The organism is Photorhabdus thracensis (assembly GCF_001010285.1).
Lineage (GTDB): Bacteria > Pseudomonadota > Gammaproteobacteria > Enterobacterales > Enterobacteriaceae > Photorhabdus > Photorhabdus temperata.
Window position 1 is genome coordinate 886,469 of record NZ_CP011104.1, and the last position, 20,714, is coordinate 907,182.

The 20,714-nt window shown below is 44.1% G+C and carries 23 protein-coding genes and 2 pseudogenes; 12 read left to right on the forward strand and 13 right to left on the reverse strand.

The window, feature by feature from the left end:
* The 4 genes and pseudogenes from VY86_RS03675 to hpt form a co-directional block, all read left to right on the forward strand.
* Positions 1-186: pseudogene (locus VY86_RS03675) on the forward strand (helix-turn-helix domain-containing protein); the annotation flags it as partial.
* Between the two features lie 182 nt (positions 187-368).
* Positions 369-908 (forward strand): Panacea domain-containing protein, encoded by a 540-nt coding sequence (locus tag VY86_RS03680; RefSeq protein ID WP_046973965.1) that lies wholly within the window; start codon positions 369-371, stop codon positions 906-908.
* A 3-nt stretch (positions 909-911) separates the two neighbouring features.
* Positions 912-1,382 carry a hypothetical protein gene (locus tag VY86_RS03685; protein ID WP_046973966.1) on the forward strand — a complete coding sequence of 157 codons (471 nt, stop codon included), beginning with the start codon at positions 912-914 and terminating at the stop codon, positions 1,380-1,382.
* Positions 1,383-1,494: 112 nt separating this feature from the next.
* Entirely contained in the window at positions 1,495-2,031 is a 537-nt protein-coding gene (gene hpt, locus VY86_RS03690) for a hypoxanthine phosphoribosyltransferase (protein WP_021323144.1), read from the forward strand.
* Positions 2,032-2,194: 163 nt separating this feature from the next.
* On the opposite strand, the gene VY86_RS03695 is transcribed toward hpt, so the two are convergent.
* The 3 genes from VY86_RS03695 to can all read right to left on the reverse strand — a co-directional run bounded on the left by VY86_RS03695 (position 2,195) and on the right by can (position 3,859).
* Positions 2,195-2,536 (reverse strand): type II toxin-antitoxin system ChpB family toxin, encoded by a 342-nt coding sequence (locus tag VY86_RS03695; RefSeq protein ID WP_046973967.1) that lies wholly within the window; start codon positions 2,534-2,536, stop codon positions 2,195-2,197.
* Entirely contained in the window at positions 2,536-2,790 is a 255-nt protein-coding gene (locus tag VY86_RS03700; RefSeq protein ID WP_046973968.1) for an AbrB/MazE/SpoVT family DNA-binding domain-containing protein, read from the reverse strand. The genes VY86_RS03695 and VY86_RS03700 overlap by 1 nt, the downstream gene beginning before the upstream one ends.
* A 415-nt stretch (positions 2,791-3,205) precedes the next feature.
* Positions 3,206-3,859, reverse strand: coding sequence for a carbonate dehydratase (gene can / locus VY86_RS03705; RefSeq protein ID WP_046973969.1), 654 nt, complete (start codon positions 3,857-3,859; stop codon positions 3,206-3,208).
* Between the two features lie 187 nt (positions 3,860-4,046).
* Here can and VY86_RS03710 point away from each other — a divergent pair, with 187 nt between their 5' ends.
* Together VY86_RS03710 and VY86_RS03715 are read left to right on the forward strand one after the other, a co-directional pair.
* Positions 4,047-4,973, forward strand: coding sequence for an ABC transporter ATP-binding protein (locus tag VY86_RS03710; protein WP_046973970.1), 927 nt, complete (start codon positions 4,047-4,049; stop codon positions 4,971-4,973).
* Positions 4,970-5,740: an ABC transporter permease gene (locus tag VY86_RS03715; RefSeq protein WP_023044122.1), complete on the forward strand. Its 771-nt coding sequence runs from the start codon at positions 4,970-4,972 to the stop codon at positions 5,738-5,740. The genes VY86_RS03710 and VY86_RS03715 overlap by 4 nt, the downstream gene beginning before the upstream one ends.
* A gap of 98 nt (positions 5,741-5,838) precedes the next feature.
* Here the strand turns inward: VY86_RS03715 and panD are convergent, their stop codons facing one another.
* From panD to sfsA, 8 genes are all read right to left on the reverse strand, one after another.
* The gene (panD, locus tag VY86_RS03720) at positions 5,839-6,219 is read right to left on the reverse strand and encodes an aspartate 1-decarboxylase (protein WP_046973971.1); all 381 of its coding nucleotides are present in this window, start codon (positions 6,217-6,219) and stop codon (positions 5,839-5,841) included.
* 79 nt (positions 6,220-6,298) lie between these two features.
* Positions 6,299-7,153, reverse strand: a complete 855-nt coding sequence (gene panC / locus VY86_RS03725) for a pantoate--beta-alanine ligase (RefSeq protein ID WP_046973972.1) — start codon at positions 7,151-7,153, stop codon at positions 6,299-6,301.
* 53 nt (positions 7,154-7,206) lie between these two features.
* Positions 7,207-7,998 (reverse strand): 3-methyl-2-oxobutanoate hydroxymethyltransferase, encoded by a 792-nt coding sequence (gene panB, locus VY86_RS03730; protein WP_046973973.1) that lies wholly within the window; start codon positions 7,996-7,998, stop codon positions 7,207-7,209.
* A 67-nt stretch (positions 7,999-8,065) separates the two neighbouring features.
* The gene (folK, locus tag VY86_RS03735) at positions 8,066-8,581 is read right to left on the reverse strand and encodes a 2-amino-4-hydroxy-6-hydroxymethyldihydropteridine diphosphokinase (RefSeq protein ID WP_046973974.1); all 516 of its coding nucleotides are present in this window, start codon (positions 8,579-8,581) and stop codon (positions 8,066-8,068) included.
* A 5-nt stretch (positions 8,582-8,586) separates the two neighbouring features.
* Positions 8,587-10,089: a polynucleotide adenylyltransferase PcnB gene (gene pcnB / locus VY86_RS03740; RefSeq protein WP_228939540.1), complete on the reverse strand. Its 1,503-nt coding sequence runs from the start codon at positions 10,087-10,089 to the stop codon at positions 8,587-8,589.
* Between the two features lie 151 nt (positions 10,090-10,240).
* On the reverse strand, positions 10,241-11,128 hold the full coding sequence (gene gluQRS, locus VY86_RS03745) for a tRNA glutamyl-Q(34) synthetase GluQRS (protein ID WP_046973976.1): 888 nt from the start codon (positions 11,126-11,128) through the stop codon (positions 10,241-10,243).
* 62 nt (positions 11,129-11,190) lie between these two features.
* Entirely contained in the window at positions 11,191-11,646 is a 456-nt protein-coding gene (dksA, locus tag VY86_RS03750) for an RNA polymerase-binding protein DksA (RefSeq protein WP_036840254.1), read from the reverse strand.
* Between the two features lie 191 nt (positions 11,647-11,837).
* The gene (gene sfsA / locus VY86_RS03755) at positions 11,838-12,548 is read right to left on the reverse strand and encodes a DNA/RNA nuclease SfsA (RefSeq protein WP_046973977.1); all 711 of its coding nucleotides are present in this window, start codon (positions 12,546-12,548) and stop codon (positions 11,838-11,840) included.
* 91 nt (positions 12,549-12,639) lie between these two features.
* Here sfsA and hrpB point away from each other — a divergent pair, with 91 nt between their 5' ends.
* Positions 12,640-15,081 carry an ATP-dependent helicase HrpB gene (gene hrpB, locus VY86_RS03760; RefSeq protein WP_046973978.1) on the forward strand — a complete coding sequence of 814 codons (2,442 nt, stop codon included), beginning with the start codon at positions 12,640-12,642 and terminating at the stop codon, positions 15,079-15,081.
* Between the two features lie 93 nt (positions 15,082-15,174).
* On the forward strand, positions 15,175-17,628 hold the full coding sequence (gene mrcB / locus VY86_RS03765; protein WP_046973979.1) for a bifunctional glycosyl transferase/transpeptidase: 2,454 nt from the start codon (positions 15,175-15,177) through the stop codon (positions 17,626-17,628).
* 226 nt (positions 17,629-17,854) lie between these two features.
* On the opposite strand, the gene VY86_RS03770 is transcribed toward mrcB, so the two are convergent.
* Positions 17,855-18,430, reverse strand: coding sequence for a beta-class carbonic anhydrase (locus tag VY86_RS03770; protein WP_046973980.1), 576 nt, complete (start codon positions 18,428-18,430; stop codon positions 17,855-17,857).
* Positions 18,431-18,758: 328 nt separating this feature from the next.
* Here VY86_RS03770 and VY86_RS03775 point away from each other — a divergent pair, with 328 nt between their 5' ends.
* From VY86_RS03775 to VY86_RS03790, 4 genes are all read left to right on the forward strand, one after another.
* On the forward strand, positions 18,759-19,019 hold the full coding sequence (locus VY86_RS03775) for an antitoxin (RefSeq protein ID WP_046973981.1): 261 nt from the start codon (positions 18,759-18,761) through the stop codon (positions 19,017-19,019).
* Complete coding sequence (locus VY86_RS03780) at positions 19,016-19,414, forward strand: type II toxin-antitoxin system VapC family toxin (protein WP_046973982.1); 399 nt, start codon at positions 19,016-19,018, stop codon at positions 19,412-19,414. Before VY86_RS03775 ends, VY86_RS03780 begins: the two co-directional genes overlap by 4 nt.
* A 234-nt stretch (positions 19,415-19,648) precedes the next feature.
* A complete protein-coding gene (locus VY86_RS03785) occupies positions 19,649-19,999 on the forward strand; it encodes a type II toxin-antitoxin system RelE/ParE family toxin (RefSeq protein WP_046973983.1) in 351 nt (116 codons plus the stop codon).
* A gap of 2 nt (positions 20,000-20,001) precedes the next feature.
* On the forward strand, positions 20,002-20,301 hold the full coding sequence (locus VY86_RS03790) for a helix-turn-helix domain-containing protein (protein WP_046973984.1): 300 nt from the start codon (positions 20,002-20,004) through the stop codon (positions 20,299-20,301).
* A gap of 58 nt (positions 20,302-20,359) precedes the next feature.
* On the opposite strand, the pseudogene VY86_RS26400 reads toward VY86_RS03790, so the two are convergent.
* Positions 20,360-20,695 (reverse strand): annotated as a pseudogene (locus VY86_RS26400) (transposase); the annotation flags it as partial.
* Positions 20,696-20,714 lie beyond the last annotated feature (19 nt).

Consider the following 20,714-nt stretch of genomic DNA (forward strand, 5'->3'; position numbering starts at 1 on the left):
ATGTTAAGAGCGACCAAAGTCCGCATTTACCCCACACCAGAACAGGCAGAGTATCTTAACGGCCAGTTCGGGGCGGTCCGTTTTGCGTACAACAAGGTTCTGCACCTCAAAAAGCAGGCTTACAAACGTCACGGCGTGAGTTTAAATCCGCGCAGAGACCTCAAACCGCTACTGGCTTTACGGCGGGGAGCAGTCACTAAATAATCTTGCTCACATTGTCTCTGATTTGGCTTTATCGTGTTTTGTAGGTCATGGTGGCGGTCGGCATCAATAGAACACCACAAAGCGTTGTACAGTGATTGTTGTAGGCACTAAAATAGACGCAGACTTTTGTGTGTTATTTGTCCTGTTTAAATGAAGGTGCCGAGATGCTTAGTGTAAGGTTTGATTCAGAAAAGGCTATAGAGGCTATTCTGTACGTTGCCTCTACAACGCCAATCTCTGACATTTATCATGTGGGTAAAATTTTGTATTTTGCTGACAGACTCCATTTAGAGCGTTATGGCCGGCTTATTACCGGTGACAATTATCTTGCGATGAAAGATGGCCCTGTTGCAGAAAATGTTTACGATATTATAAAGATAGCCAGAGGTGATGGACGTTTTATCCCGAATGGGTGTGATGTTGATGTTATTCGGTCATCTCTGTCAGTAGAAGGCAGTAATGGAAATCATCAAGTACGTGCTTTACGTAATTTCGATGAGGATGTATTCAGTGATTCAGATATTGATTGCATAAATGAAGCAATTGAGAAGTATGGGAATCTTTCTTTTAAAGAAATACGTGATATCAGTCACGATAGCGTTTGGATGGCTGCTGACCAGAATGGTGAGATTCCATTGGAAGTGATAGCGGCCAGTTGCAAAGATGGTGACAAATTAGTTGCTTATCTGAATTTCTCTGAGTAGCTGATGACTAATCTTGGTGACAAATTTCCTGCATCTTTTAGGGCAGATTTTTTAGCCCGGCAGAGTTTGGCTATAGGAGATGTTCTTTATCTTCACTGCCCTTTTACAAGGCCGCCAAAGTTAAAATATCTGTTGGTTTGCTGCTGTGAGCCGCTGCTTGTTCTGATAATTAATTCTAAAATCAGCGAATTTATCCAATTACGGCAGGAGCTTCTTCGATGTCAAGTCGATCTGCCTCAGAAAGACCATAAATTTTTGCAATGGGATTCGTTTGTTAATTGTATAGATGCTCATGCGGCATTTGATATTAACGATATTAAGGGAAGGATCAGCACAGATTATCATAATATTGTTAAGGGTAAAATCGCTGATTATTGTATGAGTGAAGTTTATAAGGCAGTTAAGTATTCCCCAACGATGAAACGTGGACAGAAACGCAAGATATTAGAATCACTAGAACGATTTGTCGGTTAGCTGTATCTTATCCGTTCAAAAGAACGGCGTATCAATCGGCATACTAATAATCATGATTTTCACCGCGCTTTATCATGATTATTATTTTTAAAAACAATTGGTTATATTTATAATGAAACACACTGTAGAAGTTATGATCTCCGAACAGGAGGTTAAGCAACGTATCGCTGAGTTGGGAAAACAGATCACTGAACACTATCGTGACAGTGGCAGCGAACTGGTTATGGTCGGGTTATTGAGAGGCTCATTTATTTTTATGGCTGATTTGTGCCGTGAAATTCAGGTTCCTCATGAAGTGGATTTTATGACGGCTTCCAGTTATGGCAGCGGTATGAATTCCACCCGCGATGTGAAAATCCTTAAAGATCTGGATGAAGATATTCGTGGCAAACATGTGCTGATTGTGGAAGACATTATTGATTCAGGTAATACTCTGAATAAAGTGCGTGAAATTCTGGCACTGCGTGAGCCAAAATCACTGGCAATTTGTACTTTGCTTGATAAACCTTCCCGCCGTGAAGTTGATGTTCCGGTTGAGTGGATTGGTTACTCAATTGAGGATAAATTTGTTGTGGGTTATGGTATTGATTATGCGCAGCATTATCGCCATTTGCCTTATATCGGCCATGTGATTTTGTTGGAAGAGTAATTTTTACAGAATCTGAAAACGGCAGCTTGCGGGTTGCCGTTTTTGTTTCGTGATTCAGGGATGATATATAGGGCTGCGCCCCTATCTGCATTTCGGCATGGCACTTAATATGGCTTCCAGTCGTAGAACCATATCAGCAGATATCCCTGGTTAATAGCAGAATTTATTCCAATATGCTGGACACCATGGCTAAAATTTCATTAACTACAAACGTCGGTGCCTCTTCAATTTTTCTTGCTTGTCTTGCATTTAGATCGATGGAACGAATGCCATTCGCTAATAGAACTCCTTGAGTCTGTGTTCCAGTGCCCATCAGTGTCACGGCAAAACCTGCAAACCTAGCATAATTTCCTCCTTGTGTTATAGGAATAATAATTGTTAAACCTAATTTGTTAAAATTGTATGGACTTATTACTAAGCATGGCCTTTTGTCACCTCGCAGCTCTTGACCAGCGATTGGGTTTAAGCAAGCTTCAACAATATCCCCTCGTTGAAATATTGCCATTACACTTCATTTCCTACAGGTTTACTGGTATCCCATTCTTTTAAGATTTCAGGCATTGGTGCTTCTGAGTCACATAGAGCAAGTAGATCGGCTAATTTGTACTTGGGACGACGGTTTACCGCAGAGATCACGATTTTCCCTTGTTCTTCGACAATTGATAATTGGTCACCCTCTTTCAGGTGGAGGGATTTCAATAGTTGAGCTGGAATAATAGTACCAACAGAGTTTCCAATTTTTCTGACATGAGTAAGCATAGAACTTTCCTCGCAAGTAACGGTTATCACATTGTTGACACTTTAGAGTGGTTTTACCTAAGTGTCAACATTGTTATTACAGGTAATGCGATTCGATCTCCCATAAAAACGTTCTTTTTATTACCATATACATACATTCGTAAAATAAAGAAATTGAAATAGATAATTGAGATTTAAATAAGTGGCGATTTAATAAAATGAAAATCTATACCCTATGGATTTCAAGATGCATCGCGGCGGCAAGGGAGTGAATCCCCGGGAGCATAGATAACTATGTGACCGGGGTGAGTGAGTGCAGCCAACAAAGAGGCAACTTGAAAGATGACGGGTATATATGAATCTTCGTTTAATTACGCTGTAGAAGAGGTTAAATATAACCTTTTCTACAGCGTATTTTTGTTAGTTACCTGAAAACTTACTTCTTATTCGTCAGCTTGGATACGGTCTGGCGATAGGCAAGTTCCAGTTTTTCACGACTGTCAGCCGTCACTTCAAGATCCTGCAATTGACCATTATGGATACCGTAAACCCAGCCGTGGATCACCACTTTCTGTCCCCGTTTCCATGCTGCTTGCATAATAGTTGAGTGACCAAGGTTATAGACTTGCTCGACAACGTTGATTTCACACAGACGGTTCAGACGTTCATTGGGCGGTAATTCACCCAGCATAGAGCTATGTTTATACCAGAGATCGCGGATATGCAGCAGCCAGTTGTTAATCAATCCCAGCTCGGTGCCGTCAATTGCGGCTTCGATACCACCACAGCCGTAATGGCCGCAGATAATAATATGTTCAACTTCCAGTACGTCTACTGCGTATTGAATGACAGAAAGACAATTTAAGTCAGTATGAATAACCAGGTTTGCCACATTTCTGTGAACAAACAAGTCACCGGGAGCGGCATCAATCAGTTTTTCTGCTGGTACTCTGCTGTCTGAACAACCAATCCATAAGAAATGGGGTTTCTGAGTTTTTGCTAATTCTTTGAAAAATTTTGGATTTTCTTCGTTAACCGATTCTGACCACTGCTTGTTATTGGCAAGCAGCTCTTCTATTTTTTTCATCATGGTTAATAGCCTGATAACGTTTATTTAAGATAGAATCATATACAACATCAATTGAAATTTTAATATTTTGTTGCTGTTTGTTTTTCAACTTTCTACTGTTTTTGCAAAGAAAACCAGTCAGGAAAGGCGCATTATATTTTCATAGTGCACGCAAAGGCGGCCAGATGATAAAGGTGTTTTTTAATTTATGACTTATGCATTGGAGTTAACGCAGCTTACCAAGACCTACGCTGGTGATGTTAAGGCGCTGAGTGGGATTGACCTGAATGTAGAAGCAGGAGATTTCTACGCGTTATTGGGTCCGAACGGTGCAGGGAAGTCCACCACAATCGGTATTATCAGCTCTTTGGTGAACAAAAGCAGCGGTAAGGTTAAGGTGTTTGGCTACGATATTGATACGGATATTGTCAATGCCAAACGCCAGTTAGGTCTTGTTCCGCAGGAGTTTAACTTTAACCCGTTTGAGACGGTGTTGCAGATTGTTCTCAATCAGGCGGGTTACTATGGTGTACCGCGAAAAGTGGCTCAAGCCAGAGCGAAAACTTATCTGTCACAATTAGATCTGTGGGAAAAACGCGATCAACGAGCGATCCACTTGTCTGGTGGGATGAAACGGCGCCTGATGATTGTACGAGCTTTGATGCATCAGCCTAAATTATTAATCCTTGATGAACCAACAGCGGGAGTTGATATTGAGCTGCGCCGCTCTATGTGGAATTTTTTGAAAGAGTTGAATGCACAGGGAACAACGATCATTCTGACTACCCACTATCTGGAAGAGGCAGAAATGTTGTGCCGTAATATTGGTATTATTCAGCATGGTAAGCTGGTGGAAAACACCAGTATGAAAAATTTACTCAGTCAGGTGGAGTCTGAAACATTTTTCTTCGATTTGGCGACGAAAAGCCCAGAGCCTGAACTTGCCGGATATAACTACCGGGTGATAGACACATCGACCCTGGAAGTCGATGTTCAGCGTGAACAGGGGTTAAATGGTGTGTTTACCCAGTTAAATGCTCAGGGTATTCAGATCCCGAGTATGCGTAATAAAGCGAACCGTCTGGAAGAGTTGTTTGTCAGTTTGATGAACAACAAGCAAGGAGACCGTAAATGATTCAGTTGTACTGGGTGGCGCTAAAAACGCTCTGGATTAAAGAAATTACCCGTTTTGGTCGTATCTGGGTACAGACTTTATTACCGCCGGTTATCACCATGTCACTCTATTTTATTATTTTCGGTAGTTTGATCGGTTCGCGGATTGGGCAAATGGGCGGTGTGGATTATATGCAGTTTATTGTCCCTGGCCTGATTATGATGGCAGTGATTACTAACTCTTATGCCAATGTTTCTTCTTCTTTCTTTGGGGCGAAATTCCAGCGCAGTATTGAGGAACTACTGGTAGCGCCGGTTCCGACACACATCGTTATTGCGGGTTTTGTGGGTGGCGGTGTTGCCCGTGGTGTTTGCGTCGGTATTCTGGTGACACTGGTTTCTCTGTTTTTTGTTCCGCTTCATATTCATGCATGGTGGATGATTGTTGTCACTTTACTGATGACATCAATTCTGTTCTCGCTGGGTGGTTTGCTGAATTCGATTTTCGCTAAGACATTTGATGATATCAGCATTATTCCGACCTTCGTATTAACGCCTCTGACTTATCTTGGCGGGGTATTTTATTCGCTGACATTATTACCGCCATTTTGGCAAGCTGTCTCCAAATTGAACCCGATCGTTTATATGATTAGTGGTTTCCGTTATGGTTTCCTAGGAATTACCGATGTTTCTCTAACAATAACGTTGGGTGTTTTGACTGCGTTTATTGCGGTTTTTTATTTTGTCGCCTGGTATTTGATTGAAACAGGCCGGGGATTGAGGACTTAATTTGTAAATTATTTTGTGATTAAGTGGTGGTGATGGGTAGGGGAAGTATATTTATACTGTCTTCACAACCTACCCATTATTGATCATATGGTTTGCATTCAGGCCACTTGAACCGGAACGGCTTTGGCAATACGGCTCATCATATTATCACCGTCAAAGTAAGCCATATTAGGCTTATGATGACGGGCGTCTTGGTCAGAAATTTGTATATATGAGCAGATAATTAACTTATGACCTACCTCAGCACGGTGAGCCGCTGCTCCGTTGACTGAAATGATTCTGGAACCACGTTCAGCGGCAATAGCATAAGTGGAAAAACGTTCGCCGTTATCCACGTTATAGATATCAATGGCTTCATATTCCAGAATACCGGCTGCATCCATAAAGTTCTGATCAATTGCACAGGAACCTTCATAATGCAGATCTGCCTGAGTGACTTTCACCCGGTGCAATTTCCCTTGTAGCATAGTGCGCAACATGGTTTTCTCCTGATTTGATGACAAATTAGAACCTGTTATTTTATTTTTCTACGTCAATAACGTCTGACAGAACAGACTGTTATTGAGTTAAATCGACCTGATGATTATCGATCAATCGGGTTTGTCCTAACCAGGCGGCCATCAGAATAACCGCATTTTTACTTTCGGTATTCAACGGTGCCAGAGTTTCAGCATCACGGATAAACAACTCATCAGGCATAAAACCCGCTTCACGTAGCTGTTCGGAAGCTTGAGCGAGCAATTGTTCCGTGTGGCGTTCACCCTGAGCCATTTTTTCAGCGATAGATTTCATGATCTTGCTGAGTTCTGGCGCAATTCTATGTTCATCGGCTGTTAAATTGTTATTACGCGAACTCAGCGCCAGGCCATTTTTATCGCGTACCGTCGGCACTGAAACCAAAGTAATATCATAAGCCAGATCAGCAATCATTTTGCGGATAAGTTGTAATTGCTGAAAATCTTTCTCGCCAAAATAGGTTAAATCCGGTTGCACCAGATTGAACAGTTTGCTCACCACGGTTGAAACACCGCGGAAATGACCGGGACGGCTGGCACCTTCCAGTATGGTAGAAAGTTCAGGAACTTCAACATACGTCTGATGCTTCATACCATTAGGGTATATTTCTTTATCGGAAGGGGCAAAGATTAGATCGACACCATGTTGGTGAAGTTTCTCACAATCTTTTTGTAAGGTGCGCGGATATCTTGCCAGATCATCCTGACGATTAAACTGCATCGGGTTAACGAAGATACTGACAATGACAATATCTGCCTGCCCTTTGGCCTCATCAACTAACGTCATGTGACCATCGTGCAGGTTACCCATTGTTGGCACCAATGCAATGCGTTTCCCTTCCTGACGCCAGCGGCGGATTTCACGGCGTAGAATCGGCACTGTTTCGACAATCAGCATTGCTTAATACTCCTTAATGTGTTCAAAGTCTTCGGGCTAACAAGGGTAATTTATTAATTGAATGAGTGTTCTTTACCAGGGTAGGCGCCACTTTCTACCTGCTCTTTATACAGGCGGATGGCATCACGCATATTTCCTGCTTCTTCAAGGAAGTTTTTCGCAAATTTAGGTGGTCTGGCGGTAATTCCCAGGGCGTCATGCATCACCAAAACTTGTCCGTCAGTCACATTACCGGCACCAATACCAATCACCGGGATTTGTAGTTCATCGGTAATACGTTTAGCTAATTCAGTAGGGACACACTCCAGTACCAACAATTGTATGCCCGCCTGTTCCAGTGTCATCGCATCTTTTATCAGCTGATTAGCCGATTTTTCATCACGTCCCTGGACTTTATAACCCCCAAGAACATGAACAGACTGAGGCGTTAGCCCCAAATGAGCGCAAACAGGTACGGAACGTTCGGTAAGCATCTTAATGGTATCGTTCAGCCAGCTGCCGCCCTCAATTTTCACCATGTTAGCTCCGGCACGCATAAGTTTGGCTGCGTTCTCACAACTCTGCTCCGGTGTGGCGTAACTCATGAAAGGCATATCAGCGATAAGAAAAGTATAGGGTGCACCAGCACGGACGCAACGAGTGTGGTAGACAATATCTTCGACTGTCACTGGGATGGTGGTATCAGCCCCTTGTAATGTCATACCCAGTGAGTCACCAACCAGCATGACATTAATACCTTGCCCGGCAAATAGCTGGGCAAAGCTGGAGTCGTAAGCGGTAATCGTGGCGAATTTACGTTTTTCTTTTTTGAGCTGATTCAGATCAGTCATGGTGATGGGTTTCATTATCTATCTTCCTCCTGCAATTTTTCTTGTTATGTACAGAAATCGGCCACGGACTGAACTGAGATCCTTATCTGCAATGATTAGGATCTGAGGGCTGTGACAGCTGCCAGAGTAGCTGGCCGTTTTCCGGGATATGTTTCAGTCTTTCAGATAAAGCTTCCCCATCAGGAAATATCAGGTCAGGGGCGATTTCAGCCAACGGGTAGAGCATGAATTCGCGCTGCTTCAGTCCGTAGTGAGGGACAGTTAAGCGTTCGGTATTAATCACCTGATCACCAAATAGCATGATATCCAGATCAAGTGTCCTTGGCCCCCAGCGTTCATCTTTTCTTACTCGTCCCTGAGCCAGTTCAATCGCCTGAGTGTGATTGAGCAGCTCTTCCGGTGCCAGAGTGGTTTCCAGTGCCACCGCCACATTCAGAAAGTCAGGCTGATTTTGTGGTCCCATCGGTTTGGTTCGATACCATGAAGAGCTGGCAATAAACTCTGTTTCCGGTAAATCTTTTAATGCAGCAAGTGCATTTTTTACTTGCTGCACAGGTTCTGCCAGGTTGCTGCCGACAGCGATATAAACACGGGTCATGATGATCAGTTGTCCCTGCTCAGTCTTGGTTTATAGTGGCGACGTGGTCGTGTACGACGACGGACAATATCGCTACCCAGCTCAGAAATCATACTCCGTTGTTGTGATGCATTGGCTTGCTGGAATTCTCCCCACCAATGAGCAAGGTCTTTTAGCTCATTGCGGCTTTCGACATTGGCACGCAGTTCCAGCAGATCATAGGCGGCACGGAATTTAGGGTGTTCCATCAGTTTGTTTGCCCGTCTACCATGGCGGCGCGGCAGACGTAACTGTAATTGCCAGATATCACGCATGATGGTTGTCAGGCGCTTGGGAATGGCGATAGAGTGGCATTGTTCGTCCAGAATATCATTCATCGCTAGGGCGAAGGAGTCGTAGTAAGCCAGACCGCTTTCCTGAGACAGCTTTTCCGCATGCTCAACCAATGGATACCAAAGCATAGCAGCGAACAGAAACGCCGGGTTAACCCGTTTATCATTTTGTAACCGATAGTCGGTATTCTTCAAAACCTGATTGAGCATACGTTCCATAGGTGAATCGTTATTTTCGGTGAAATAGCGTTGAACCAATGGGAAGAGCGGTTGAAACAGGCGGTATTCGCGCAGAAGTTTATAAGTGCTGTAACCTTGACCTGTTTGCAACAGTTTTAACGACTCTTCAAACAGACGGGCTGGTGGAATATTACTCAGCAGAAAAGCCAGACGGGAAATAGGCTCGGCGGTATCTTCGCTGATTGTCATATCCAGTTTGCTGGCGAAACGAACTGCACGCAGCATTCTTACCGGATCTTCCCGATAACGGGTTTCTGGATCGCCAATTAAACGGATAACACCCGTTTCCAGATCATTAAGGCCACCGGCATAATCACGCAGAGAGAAATCGTTGATGCCATAATAGAGGCTGTTAATGGTGAAATCACGGCGCATAGCATCTTCTTCAATTGAACCGAAGATGTTATCCCGTAACAACATACCACTCTGAGCCTGTTGTGATTGATTTTTATCATCAGAATCAGCCTGTTCATGTGGTCCACGGAATGTTGCGACTTCAATGACTTCCGGGCCAAACATAATATGGGCTAAACGAAATCGGCGTCCAACCAAACGGCAGTTGCGAAATAATTTACGAACTTGTTCTGGTGTTGCATTGGTTGCAATATCAAAATCTTTCGGTTGTGTGCCAAGGAGTAAGTCACGGACACCACCGCCGACCAGATAAGCTTCAAAGCCGGATTTATTTAAACGGTAAAGCACTTTCAGGGCATTTTCACTGATATCTTTGCGGGAAATATTGTGCTGCTCCCGTGGAATTACCGTTATTGGTAAATCCAAATGAAGATTCTCCTGTTCAACCTTCCTTTGTGTTTTCACTTTGGATGAGGATTGAAGGGGGGATTGGTGATTAGAGTGAAGAGTTACATACTCTTCCTGAGTAGAATGGTCAGATACGGTGACTGGCCTTTCACTGGCTGCCTGTAGCTCGCGGTCAATTTTCCCCTCGCGGATCAATAAATTACGGCAGAAATTTGCTACTCGGTTAAAAATGGTACACCTCGATAAGTAACTAATCATATAAAACGAATAAAAAACAGCAGCTAATCATAGCCTACTGTGTATTTTTTGAGAATGGTTGTTATGACTAACCTTAACTTTATTCACGTTACCTGTATATTTTACCTTGCCGTGGAATTCGGTCCAGATCCCAATGTGCTGTTGCTTTTTGCAACAATTGATCGCGGGAAAGATCTTGCCAGTTTTTTATGACAGGCTGATTAAGGAAAGATAATGCTTCAATCAATAACGGCCGGGGATCATCCAGTGGGATTGGCTGGGCGTGATTCTGTTTGGAAAGTTTGTTGCCGTCCTTATTCAGAACCAGTGGCAGGTGAATGTAATCGGGTAGTCCGAGATTTAATTGCTGATAAAGTGCAATCTGGCGGACAGTTGGCTCAATTAAATCAGCGCCTCTGACTACCTCAGTCACACCTTGGTAATCATCATCAATAACGACCACTAAATTATAGGCAAATAGGCCATCACGACGATGAATAATAAAATCTTCTTCAGCCATGGCAGGATCAGCGTTCAGGTATCCCTGCAACTTATCTTTAAAACCATAAACAGGGTTGCTTTGTTTTAGCCGGATTGCTGCGTGATTGACAGGCAGATTTAATTCACGGCAGTTTCTGTCATAAAAACCATTAACTTGCTGAATACGTTGACGGGTGCAGGTGCAATAATAGCTTAAGCCCTGCTGTTGCAACTGATTAAGTATATGACGGTAAGCCTCATGGCGCTGAGATTGATAGAGAATCTCATCATCCCAATGTAACCCATAATGTTCAAGCGCGTGGAGAATACGGCTGGCGGCACCGGGAACCTCCCTCGGTGGATCAATGTCGTCAATTCGTATCAGCCACTTTCCCTGACAAGCCCTGGCTTGCAAATAGCTGCCAATTGCGGTGATTAATGAACCAAAATGAAGATCACCAGAAGGTGACGGGGCGAAACGCCCAATATAAGCGCGGGGACGTTCAGGTTTTATCATATAGGGATCAGCGAGGGTTGTTCGTACGGCGCCGTTAAGGCGCCGTATCAAAACACCATTAATTAGCCTGCCATCTGCTTTTCACGGATTTCGGCCAAGGTTTTACAATCAATACACAAATCTGCGGTTGGACGTGCTTCCAAACGACGGATGCCTATCTCAACGCCACAGGATTCACAAAAACCGAAATCATCGTCTTCGACTTTTTTCAGTGTTTTCTCGATCTTCTTAATCAATTTACGTTCACGATCACGGTTACGTAATTCAAGACTGAACTCTTCTTCCTGCGCTGCACGGTCAACTGGGTCTGGGAAGTTCGCTGCCTCATCTTGCATATGAGATACAGTACGATCTACTTCATCCCTGAGCTGATTGCGCCATGCTTCAAGAATTAGCTTGAAATGCGCCAACTGGGCATCGTTCATGTATTCTTCACCTGGCTTCTCTTGGTAAGGTTCTACCCCAGCGATGGCGAGAATGCTTAAGGACGAGGTTTTACGTTTTTGCCCTTCTTGCATAATACTTCTCCTAACACACGCACTATCAAACAAACCCCTAGCGGGGAAAAAAACAGGCCGCTATAAATAGCAGATGGAGCATGGGTTGGCAATTGTTCCTGCCATTAGTTTCACAATGGTGTGAAGACAAACGCAGTGAATGACTTTACACCCTGTACAACTTAACTGTAAATATTAGGTCAATTAATAAATTAACGACTTAGTACAAAAGTTAACTTATCGCCTAAAACCATCCCTTTTTCTGTAATGCTTGCCTGATAACAGATAACTTCGACTCCAGAATTTCGCGCTTGTTCCAAAAGAGATGAATAATTATGGTCAATATGCGCAGCCGCCGCGACTTGCCTGATGCCAGAATGCAAAACTGCAAAAAATAAAACGGCTCTTTGTCCTTGTTCCGTTATGTGTTGTAGTTCCCGTAAGTGTTTCTGCCCGCGGGTAGTAACAGCATCGGGGAAATAGCCACAATTTTCCTGGAGAAGCGTCACGGATTTCACTTCGATATAGCAGTTAACTTGTTGTTCTGCCTGCAACAACAGATCTATCCGGCTGCTCTCTTCGCCATATTTTACTTCCCGGCTTATTTTTTTGTATTCAGAAAATTCTGAAATGACATTTTGTTGAATCGCCTCGGCCACTAAATCGTTTGCTCTGAGCGTATTGACACAAATCCAGTGACCATCCTGCGTTTCGGTCAATTCCCAACTGTTGGGATATTTACGTTTTGGATTGTCAGATGTGGAGTACCAAACGGTATCTCCTGGCGTGGCACAGCCAGTCATCGCACCCGTGTTGGCGCAGTGGATAGTCAGTGTTTCACCTTCCGGTGTCATGACATCAGCCAGGAAGCGTTTATAACGACGAATCAGGGTGGCGGATTGTAAGGGAGGATGGAATTCCATAAAAACTCCTTAATGACTGATGGCATAAGATTGAAGCAGGCAATGCTACAATGTTGGCCGCTGAAAGTTAACTTTCTTTAATGGAGTGTTTGTGTCTTTATTGCCTGTATATGAGGTCGTTGAGTCTGTCCTGAGTGCGCTGAAAAGCTCACCGCAGGTGCTGCTTCATGCGCCTGCCGGTGCCGGGAAATCTACGGGTTTGCCACTGGAAATTCTGAAAAGAGCGGATTTTTCCGGACGTATTATTATGTTAGAACCACGGCGGATTGCCACTCGCAGCGTTGCCAATCGTCTTGCGGTTCAACTGAATGAAAATACTGGTCAGACCGTGGGTTATCGTATGCGCTCAGAAACGAAAGTGAGCATGGCTACCCGTCTTGAAGTGGTAACAGAAGGTATTTTAACCCGTATGTTACAGCAAGATCCGATGCTGGAAGGTGTTTCACTGGTGATTCTGGATGAATTCCATGAGCGCAGCTTACAGGCTGATTTAGCGCTGGCATTGTTGTTGGATGTACAGGCAGGGTTGCGGGATGATCTGCGGATTTTGATCATGTCGGCTACGTTGGATAATCAGCGGCTCTCTTCTTTATTACCTGATGCGCCGGTGATTATTTCTGAAGGGCGTAGCTTTCCTGTCACCAGAAATTATCATCCTTTACCTGCTCACCAGCCTTTTGAACAGAGTGTAGCCACTGTTGTATTACGGTTACTCCAGCAAGAGCAAGGTTCTGTACTGTTGTTTCTGCCGGGGAGTGGAGAAATTCAACGGATATTTGGACTGCTTAGAGGAAAAGTTTCTGCCGATACCGATCTTTGTCCGTTATATGGTGCTTTATCATTGGCTGAACAGCAAAAAGCGATCGAACCTTCACCGTTTGGACGCCGTAAAGTCGTTCTGGCGACTAACATTGCAGAAACCAGCCTGACAATTGAGGGTATCCGGTTGGTGGTTGATAGCGGTCTTGAGCGTACAACACGTTTTGAACCCAGAAATGGACTAACCCGCTTGATCACTCAACGCATCAGTCAGGCTTCTATGATACAACGGGCTGGCCGCGCAGGGCGGTTGGAAGCCGGAATTTGCTGGCATCTGTTTAGTCAGGAACAGGCAGAAAGAGCAGCAGAGCACAGTGAACCTGAAATCTTGAATACTGATCTCAGTAGCTTATGGCTCTCCTTATTGCAGTGGGGATGTCGTGACACTTCCCAATTACATTGGCTGGATATGCCTCCGGTGGCGTCGTTGGCGGTAGCCAAATCGCTTTTATTACAGTTAGGCGCGGTAAGCCATCACAATCAGCTGACGCCCAAGGGTAGAAAAATGGCGGAGTCCGGCAGTGATCCACGCCTTGCCGCGATGTTATGTGCCGGTTTGGAACAGGGAGCCGATGCATTGGCGACCGCCGCTATGCTGACCGCGATTCTGGAAGAACCGCCTCGTGATGGTCAGCCGGATATCACTTATTGGGTTGAACAGCGCCAGCCTCAGTGGTTACGGCGGGCAAAACAGTTGGTTAGAAATATGGGAGGTGCTTTTGGAGAGCCAGCCCGTGGATCAGCTGCAATGTTATTGGTTCAGGGATTCCCTGACAGAATAGCCAAAAACCGGGATAAGCATGGTCGTTTTCAATTGGCTAATGGTCTGGGGGCGATGATTGATTATGAAGAAAAGTTATCCGATGAATCCTGGCTGGTGGTGCCTTCGCTATTACAAAATAGCAGGAGTCCTGATGCCCGCATTTTGTTGGCTTGTCCGTTGGATATTGAACAATTGGTACAGCAACAACCGGATTTATTCTGTGAACAGCATGTCGTTGAATGGGATGACAATAAAGGAACATTGCGGGCATGGAAACGGCTACAATGTGGGAGCCTGGCAGTAAAAGCGCAACTATTGGCAAAACCTTCAGCTGAACAATTACAACAGGCCCTACTAAACTGGTTACGAAGTGAAGGATTACAAGCGCTGAATTGGTCACCTGAGGCTATGCAATTATGCACCCGTATTCAATGTGCGGCTAAATGGTTGCCTGAAATACAGTGGCCTGCGGTAGATAATAATTCGTTGATGGATTCTCTTGATCATTGGTTAATGCCGTTTCTTATTGATGTGCGTGATTTGAAAGGTTTGAAACAGATTGATTTGTTGCCGGCATTGGCAGGTTTATTGGATTGGCAACAGCGCCAATGTCTGGATAATGAGCTGCCCATTTATTACACTGTTCCTACCGGCAGCCGGATAGCAATCAATTATTTCAGTGATAAACCACCTGTGTTATCAGTGCGGATGCAGGAAATGTATGGTGAGCAGCAAAGTCCATCGTTGGCAAAAGGGCGGGTAGCATTGGTGCTTGAATTATTATCGCCGGCCCAGCGGCCATTGCAGATCACGCAAGATTTGGCTGCTTTTTGGCAGGGAGCATACCGGGAAGTGCAAAAAGAAATGAAAGGGCGCTACCCAAGACATCTGTGGCCGGATGATCCGGCAAATACGGCACCAACCCGGCGGGTAAAAAAATATTCGCAGTAGAAATTTAAGAACTTTCTTGCAGGCGAATAAATTCATTAAAAAAGATATGAATACCCATTATTCAGCATTTGAATGGCTTTGGAGAGTTTTGTAATGTCTGGTGAAGATCGTCGACCAATCGGACGTAAAGGCAAAAAACCGGTATCCCGCCGTGAACCGCCATCGAAAAGACGGCATTTGTTGGATGATGATTATGATGATGATGGCTACGATGATGAAGAGGATCAACCCATGACAAAAAGAGGAACGTATTCCCGTCCACCTAAGAAAAAGTGGCGTTGGTTCTGGCTGTTATTCAAAATATTTATTGTTTTTGCTGTGTTATTGGGGGGGTATGGTGTTTATCTGGATGGTAAAATCCGTGACCGTATTGACGGAAAAGTCTGGGATCTGCCTGCGGCAGTTTATGGCCGGATGGTCAACCTTGAACCGGGCATGAACTACAGTAAAAAAGAGATGGTACATCTGCTGGAAGGAATGCAGTATCGTCAGGTGACGAAAATTACCCGTCCTGGGGAGTTTTCTGTCAGAGGCGAAACAATTGAAATGCTGCGCCGTCCATTTGATTTCCCTGATAGTAAAGAAGGGCAGATCCACGCGCTGTTGACTTTCAGTGATAACCGTTTGGCAGGGATAGAAAATATAGAAAACCAACGTCAATTTGGTTTCTTCCGTCTTGATCCTAAACTAATTACCATGTTGCAGTCACCCAATGGTGAGCAGCGGTTGTTTGTACCGCGCTCAGGTTTCCCGGAGTTACTGGTCAATACCTTGCTGGCGACAGAAGACCGTCATTTCTATCAACATGATGGTATCAGTATCCTTTCTATCGGGCGTGCGATGCTGGCTAACCTGACGGCGGGGCGTACCGTTCAGGGGGGAAGTACCCTGACGCAACAATTGGTCAAAAACTTGTTTTTGACCAATGAACGTACATTGGTACGTAAAGCGAATGAAGCTTACATGGCGGTTTTGATGGATTACCGCTATAGCAAAGATCGTATTCTCGAATTGTATCTGAACGAAGTTCATCTGGGGCAAAGTGGTGATGAAGAGATCCGAGGATTTCCGTTGGCGAGCCTTTATTATTTTGGCCGCCCAGTGGATGAACTGAGTTTGGATCAGCAGGCGTTGCTGGTCGGCATGATGAAAGGTGCTTCACTCTATAACCCGTGGCGTAATCCTAAACTGGCTCTTGAGCGCCGTAATGTGGTGCTTAAACTTTTACAAAATCAGCAAATTATTGATGAGGACCTGTATAAACTACTGAGCGCCCGTCCACTGGGGGTAAAACCGAAAAGTGGTGTCATCACGCCACAACCTGCGTTTATGCAGCGGGTTCGTCAGGAATTGCAGGATAAGCTGGGTGATAAAGTTAATGATTTATCTGGCGTAAAAATCTTTACGACGCTTGATCCGGTATCCCAGGATGCGGCTGAAAACGCAGTGGAAGAGGGAATTGCTAACCTGAGAAAAACCCGCAAAATCGCTGATCTTGAAGGGGCAATGGTGGTTGTCGATCGCATTAGTGGTGAAATCAGGGCGATGGTCGGCGGTTCTCGACCACAGTATGCCGGATTTAACCGGGCCATGATGGCGCGCCGTTCAATTGGTTCTTTAGCAAAACCCTCTACTTATCTGGCTGCACTGAGTGAACCTGATCAGTATCGATTGAATACCTGGCTGGCGGATGAACCCCTTTCCGTGAAACAGCCGAACAGTAAGGTTTGGGAGCCGAGAAACTATGACCGCCGTTTCCGTGGACGAGTCATGTTGGTGGATGCACTGGCTAGATCACTGAATATTCCAACGGTAAATCTTGGATTGTCTGTTGGTCTTGATCATGTAAGCAACACACTGATCCGGCTTGGCGTTCCAGCAGACGTTATCCAGCAGGTTCCGGCGATGTTACTGGGTTCTCTCAGCCTGACGCCGCTGGAAGTCGCTCAGGAATATCAGACGATGGCCAGTGGCGGCAATCGCGCAACGCTTTCTGCGTTACGTTCTGTCATTGCAGAAGATGGCGCTGTGATATATCAGAGTTACCCACAGGCTGAACGAACTGTACCGGCTCAGGCGGCTTACCTGACGCTGTATGGTATGCAGCAGGCTGTGACGAATGGGACTTCCCGTTCTCTGGCCGGTAAATTTGGCCGTTATAATCTGGCAGGTAAAACCGGTACAACCAATGATCTGCGTGATAGCTGGTTTGCCGGGGTTGATGGCAAAGAAGTGGTGATTTCATGGGTTGGCCGGGATAACAACGATCCGACTAATCTGACCGGCTCCACTGGTGCGTTAAATGTGTATCGCCGTTATCTGGAAAATCAGACACCGCTGGTGCTGAACAACATTCCGCCGGAGGGAATTGTCGATATGGCAGTTAATCAAGATGGCAGCTTTAATTGTAGCGGTGGCAGTGGCTGGAGAACATTGCCTGTCTGGACTTATGATCCACAGAGTCTGTGTCAGCAAGCAGCAACATCAGAGCCTGTTCAGCAACAAGAACAAGCGCCGGGCTGGTTGCGGGAGATGTTTGGTCAATGATTAACGTCTGATTCAGATTAATGACAAGGTGCTGATCTTTTGGTCAGCACTTTATTTTTGCATATTTATAGGTGTCTTGTTGACTCTTTCTTCAATCCATTACATTTGCTCTAACCGTTTTTCGACGGCTCGGACATCCTTGTCCACATTGACGCCAGATAGATTTAAATAAGCTCATCGTAAATCAAGCATCTTCAATGATTACGGGTATACCAACAAGTTCAAGTCAAGACTCTGTATTTACAATGCTTGTTGCTTCAGGAATCTCAATTAATTTTCCTGACTTCACATCATAGATGTACCCATATATGGCGATACTTGCAGGTACAAGGGGGTGATTACGAATACGATGAATATCTTCAACTAAGCTATTAACTTGATTGTCAATGGTAAGCCATTTGATATATTTTCCCTCAGGTGAGCCGGTGCTGGTGCCGACATCTTTAAATCCCTCATCCGTCATGATTACACTTTCCAGTAGATCGCCCATGATATTGTCTGTAAAAAGCTCCATCCCACAATGAGTATGATGAATGACAAACAACTCTTTTGTTCCGAAAAGTTTGTAAGAAATGATAAGTGAACGAATGGCATCATCACTGGCTCTTCCGCCCGCGTTACGAATAATATGGGCATCACCTTCAGATAAACCTGCAAATTTTGCCGGGTCTAACCTGGCATCCATACAAGTTAATATGGCAAATCGTCTGACAGCAGGTAAACCAAGGTTTTTTTTATCATCACCAAAAGTTGCTGCATATGCAATATTAGCATCACTTATTTCTTTGATAACGTTGCTCATCCTCTCTCCTTCATATTTTCTGGTTTAGTAAATTGTGATGTAAAACAAAAGCATAGAAAGAAAACTCAACTTCTTAATAAAGCCAGAATATCTACTCAATAAATGAATATGAGTCTGAAAATACATATACATAAATAAAATTTATGAAAAATATATACTCGTATCCTTTGTACTGGTCAAATGAAACAGGGTGTTTTTTTGAAGGGCAACGGGTTTATAACTTACCGTTAAATCGATAGCTTTATAGCATCATGTTTGGTCTATATCTTGATATGTATCAATATCTGTCATATGCTTTGATATATACCAATCAATATCAGGAGGTTTTATGGGACATGTAGCTAAGTTGTTTATGAATGGGAGGAGTCAAGCGGTGCGTCTGCCAGCGGCTTATCGGTTTGATTCTGATGAGGTTTTTATTCGGAAGGACCCTGAGACCGGAGATGTAATACTGTCCCGTAAGCCACACGACTGGGATGGGTTTTTTGCAGCATTAAAGGGTACAAATATCCCTAATGATTTTCTGGGCAAAGAAGAACGGCGCGAGCAAGAGCAATCTCGTGATCCGTTCGAGGGATGGGAAGAATGAAGCGCTATATGCTTGATATAAATGTGATAGGGCATTTAATCAGAGAGCACCATTCAGTTGTACAGCATGTTTTATCTGTACCGATGTCATCACTCTGTATTTCAGCTATCACAAAAGGAGAATTATTGTTCGGATTGGCGCGTCGCCCAGAAGCAAAGCGGCTTCATACGGCAGTAAGAGAATTTCTCAGGCGTGTTGATGTCTTACCTTGGGATAGTTCTATTGCCGAGTGTTATGGTACGGCCAGAACTGAGATGGAGAGACAAGGCAGAATATTAACACCGCTTGATTTACTCATTGCAGTGCACGCGATAAATATGAAGATGGTATTGGTTACAAATGATCATGCTTTTCAATATGTACAAGGATTACACATTGAAGATTGGACTGTTTAGCAGAATAAATCCGGCAGTTGCCTAACAGGGTTGGTTTACTCTATAGAATCTATTAGGTTATTTTACCTATTATTAACTAACCTCAACTTTGCTTAAGAAGAGCGAGTTCAGACCCCCGTAAATTCAAACTCGGTTTTTTTGGTTGAAAAGAGAACATAAAATCATGCCGCTATGGTTGAAATTATAGTGAATAAGTTATATTTTTGATTATAACAAGTAGGCTATGGAGTCGATATGTGGGAAGTCATAACGACGGAGTGCTTTGATGAGTGGTTCTTGGCTCAGGAAGATGCTCTAAGGGAGTCAGTCTATGAAGCTATGGGGGTATTGGAAAAGTTCGGCCCAAAACTTGGCAGACCATATGTTGATACATTGAGTGGTTCTGATTTCCCTAACATGAAGGAGCTGCGTGTACAACATGCTGGTAATCCTATCAGAGCGTTTTTTGCGTTTGATCCTATCCGGTGCGCAATTATTTTGTGTGCTGGCGATAAAACGGGATTAAATGAGAAACGTTTCTATAAGGATATGATTCGGATAGCTGATTCCGAGTACCGTAAACATCTTGCGAAACTGGAGAAGTAATCATGGCTACTTACAGAGAACTGTTGGCTAAAGAAAGTCCTGAAATGCAGGCACGAGTTGCGGAACGGATTGAAGAAGCCAGTATCCAGATCGCCCTTAGCCAACTGCGTGATGAGCTAAAAATTTCACAAACAGAATTGGCCGCTATTATGGGGGTCAAACAGCCTTCCGTTGCTCGTATGGAACAAGCTGACAATGATCCAAGGCTATCAACACTTAAGCGCTATGTGAAAGCATTGGGCGGTGAATTAAGCCTTGATGTGACTCTTCCAACAGGTAAGCGCGTAGTTTTCTACCTTTAAGGAAGAAAGTCCGCAGAGCGGGCTTTCTTCAGATTGATTATTCACAAGGTGCTGTTTTTTATCCGGTACTTTGTTTTAATGAACCTCGGTTTCGTTTAAAAATAGCGATATCACAATCCCGTAAATTCAAGCTCGGTTTTTTGGGTTGGAATGTATAAGCAATTAGGCCAGTGACGATTCCCAATAAAAAACCGAGCTAACTGCGGTATCTTGAATGCGCTATCTGAGAAATATTTTTGAGTTGATCCACGACCGTTTCTATCAAAAATCGCCTTCTTAACATCAGCTTATCCCAGAGAGGTAATGTTTTTGCCTTCATATTACTACGGGCATGGGTGATTAATGTTATTCCTTCTGCTTTCAGTTCATCGCACAAGATCTGTGACAAATACCCTTAAAATACGGCGCTATAA

Bases quoted from the DNA above. Each gene is read 5' to 3' on its own strand.
- VY86_RS03680 (WP_046973965.1), top strand. From the start codon at position 369: ATGCTTAGTGTAAGGTTTGATTCAGAAAAGGCTATAGAGGCTATTCTG.
- VY86_RS03685 (WP_046973966.1), top strand. From the start codon at position 912: ATGACTAATCTTGGTGACAAATTTCCTGCATCTTTTAGGGCAGATTTT.
- hpt (WP_021323144.1), top strand. From the start codon at position 1,495: ATGAAACACACTGTAGAAGTTATGATCTCCGAACAGGAGGTTAAGCAA.
- VY86_RS03695 (WP_046973967.1), bottom strand. From the start codon at position 2,536: ATGGCAATATTTCAACGAGGGGATATTGTTGAAGCTTGCTTAAACCCA.
- VY86_RS03700 (WP_046973968.1), bottom strand. From the start codon at position 2,790: ATGCTTACTCATGTCAGAAAAATTGGAAACTCTGTTGGTACTATTATT.
- can (WP_046973969.1), bottom strand. From the start codon at position 3,859: ATGATGAAAAAAATAGAAGAGCTGCTTGCCAATAACAAGCAGTGGTCA.
- VY86_RS03710 (WP_046973970.1), top strand. From the start codon at position 4,047: ATGACTTATGCATTGGAGTTAACGCAGCTTACCAAGACCTACGCTGGT.
- VY86_RS03715 (WP_023044122.1), top strand. From the start codon at position 4,970: ATGATTCAGTTGTACTGGGTGGCGCTAAAAACGCTCTGGATTAAAGAA.
- panD (WP_046973971.1), bottom strand. From the start codon at position 6,219: ATGTTGCGCACTATGCTACAAGGGAAATTGCACCGGGTGAAAGTCACT.
- panC (WP_046973972.1), bottom strand. From the start codon at position 7,153: ATGCTGATTGTCGAAACAGTGCCGATTCTACGCCGTGAAATCCGCCGC.
- panB (WP_046973973.1), bottom strand. From the start codon at position 7,998: ATGAAACCCATCACCATGACTGATCTGAATCAGCTCAAAAAAGAAAAA.
- folK (WP_046973974.1), bottom strand. From the start codon at position 8,581: ATGACCCGTGTTTATATCGCTGTCGGCAGCAACCTGGCAGAACCTGTG.
- gluQRS (WP_046973976.1), bottom strand. From the start codon at position 11,128: ATGATAAAACCTGAACGTCCCCGCGCTTATATTGGGCGTTTCGCCCCG.
- dksA (WP_036840254.1), bottom strand. From the start codon at position 11,646: ATGCAAGAAGGGCAAAAACGTAAAACCTCGTCCTTAAGCATTCTCGCC.
- sfsA (WP_046973977.1), bottom strand. From the start codon at position 12,548: ATGGAATTCCATCCTCCCTTACAATCCGCCACCCTGATTCGTCGTTAT.
- mrcB (WP_046973979.1), top strand. From the start codon at position 15,175: ATGTCTGGTGAAGATCGTCGACCAATCGGACGTAAAGGCAAAAAACCG.
- VY86_RS03770 (WP_046973980.1), bottom strand. From the start codon at position 18,430: ATGAGCAACGTTATCAAAGAAATAAGTGATGCTAATATTGCATATGCA.
- VY86_RS03775 (WP_046973981.1), top strand. From the start codon at position 18,759: ATGGGACATGTAGCTAAGTTGTTTATGAATGGGAGGAGTCAAGCGGTG.
- VY86_RS03780 (WP_046973982.1), top strand. From the start codon at position 19,016: ATGAAGCGCTATATGCTTGATATAAATGTGATAGGGCATTTAATCAGA.
- VY86_RS03785 (WP_046973983.1), top strand. From the start codon at position 19,649: ATGTGGGAAGTCATAACGACGGAGTGCTTTGATGAGTGGTTCTTGGCT.
- VY86_RS03790 (WP_046973984.1), top strand. From the start codon at position 20,002: ATGGCTACTTACAGAGAACTGTTGGCTAAAGAAAGTCCTGAAATGCAG.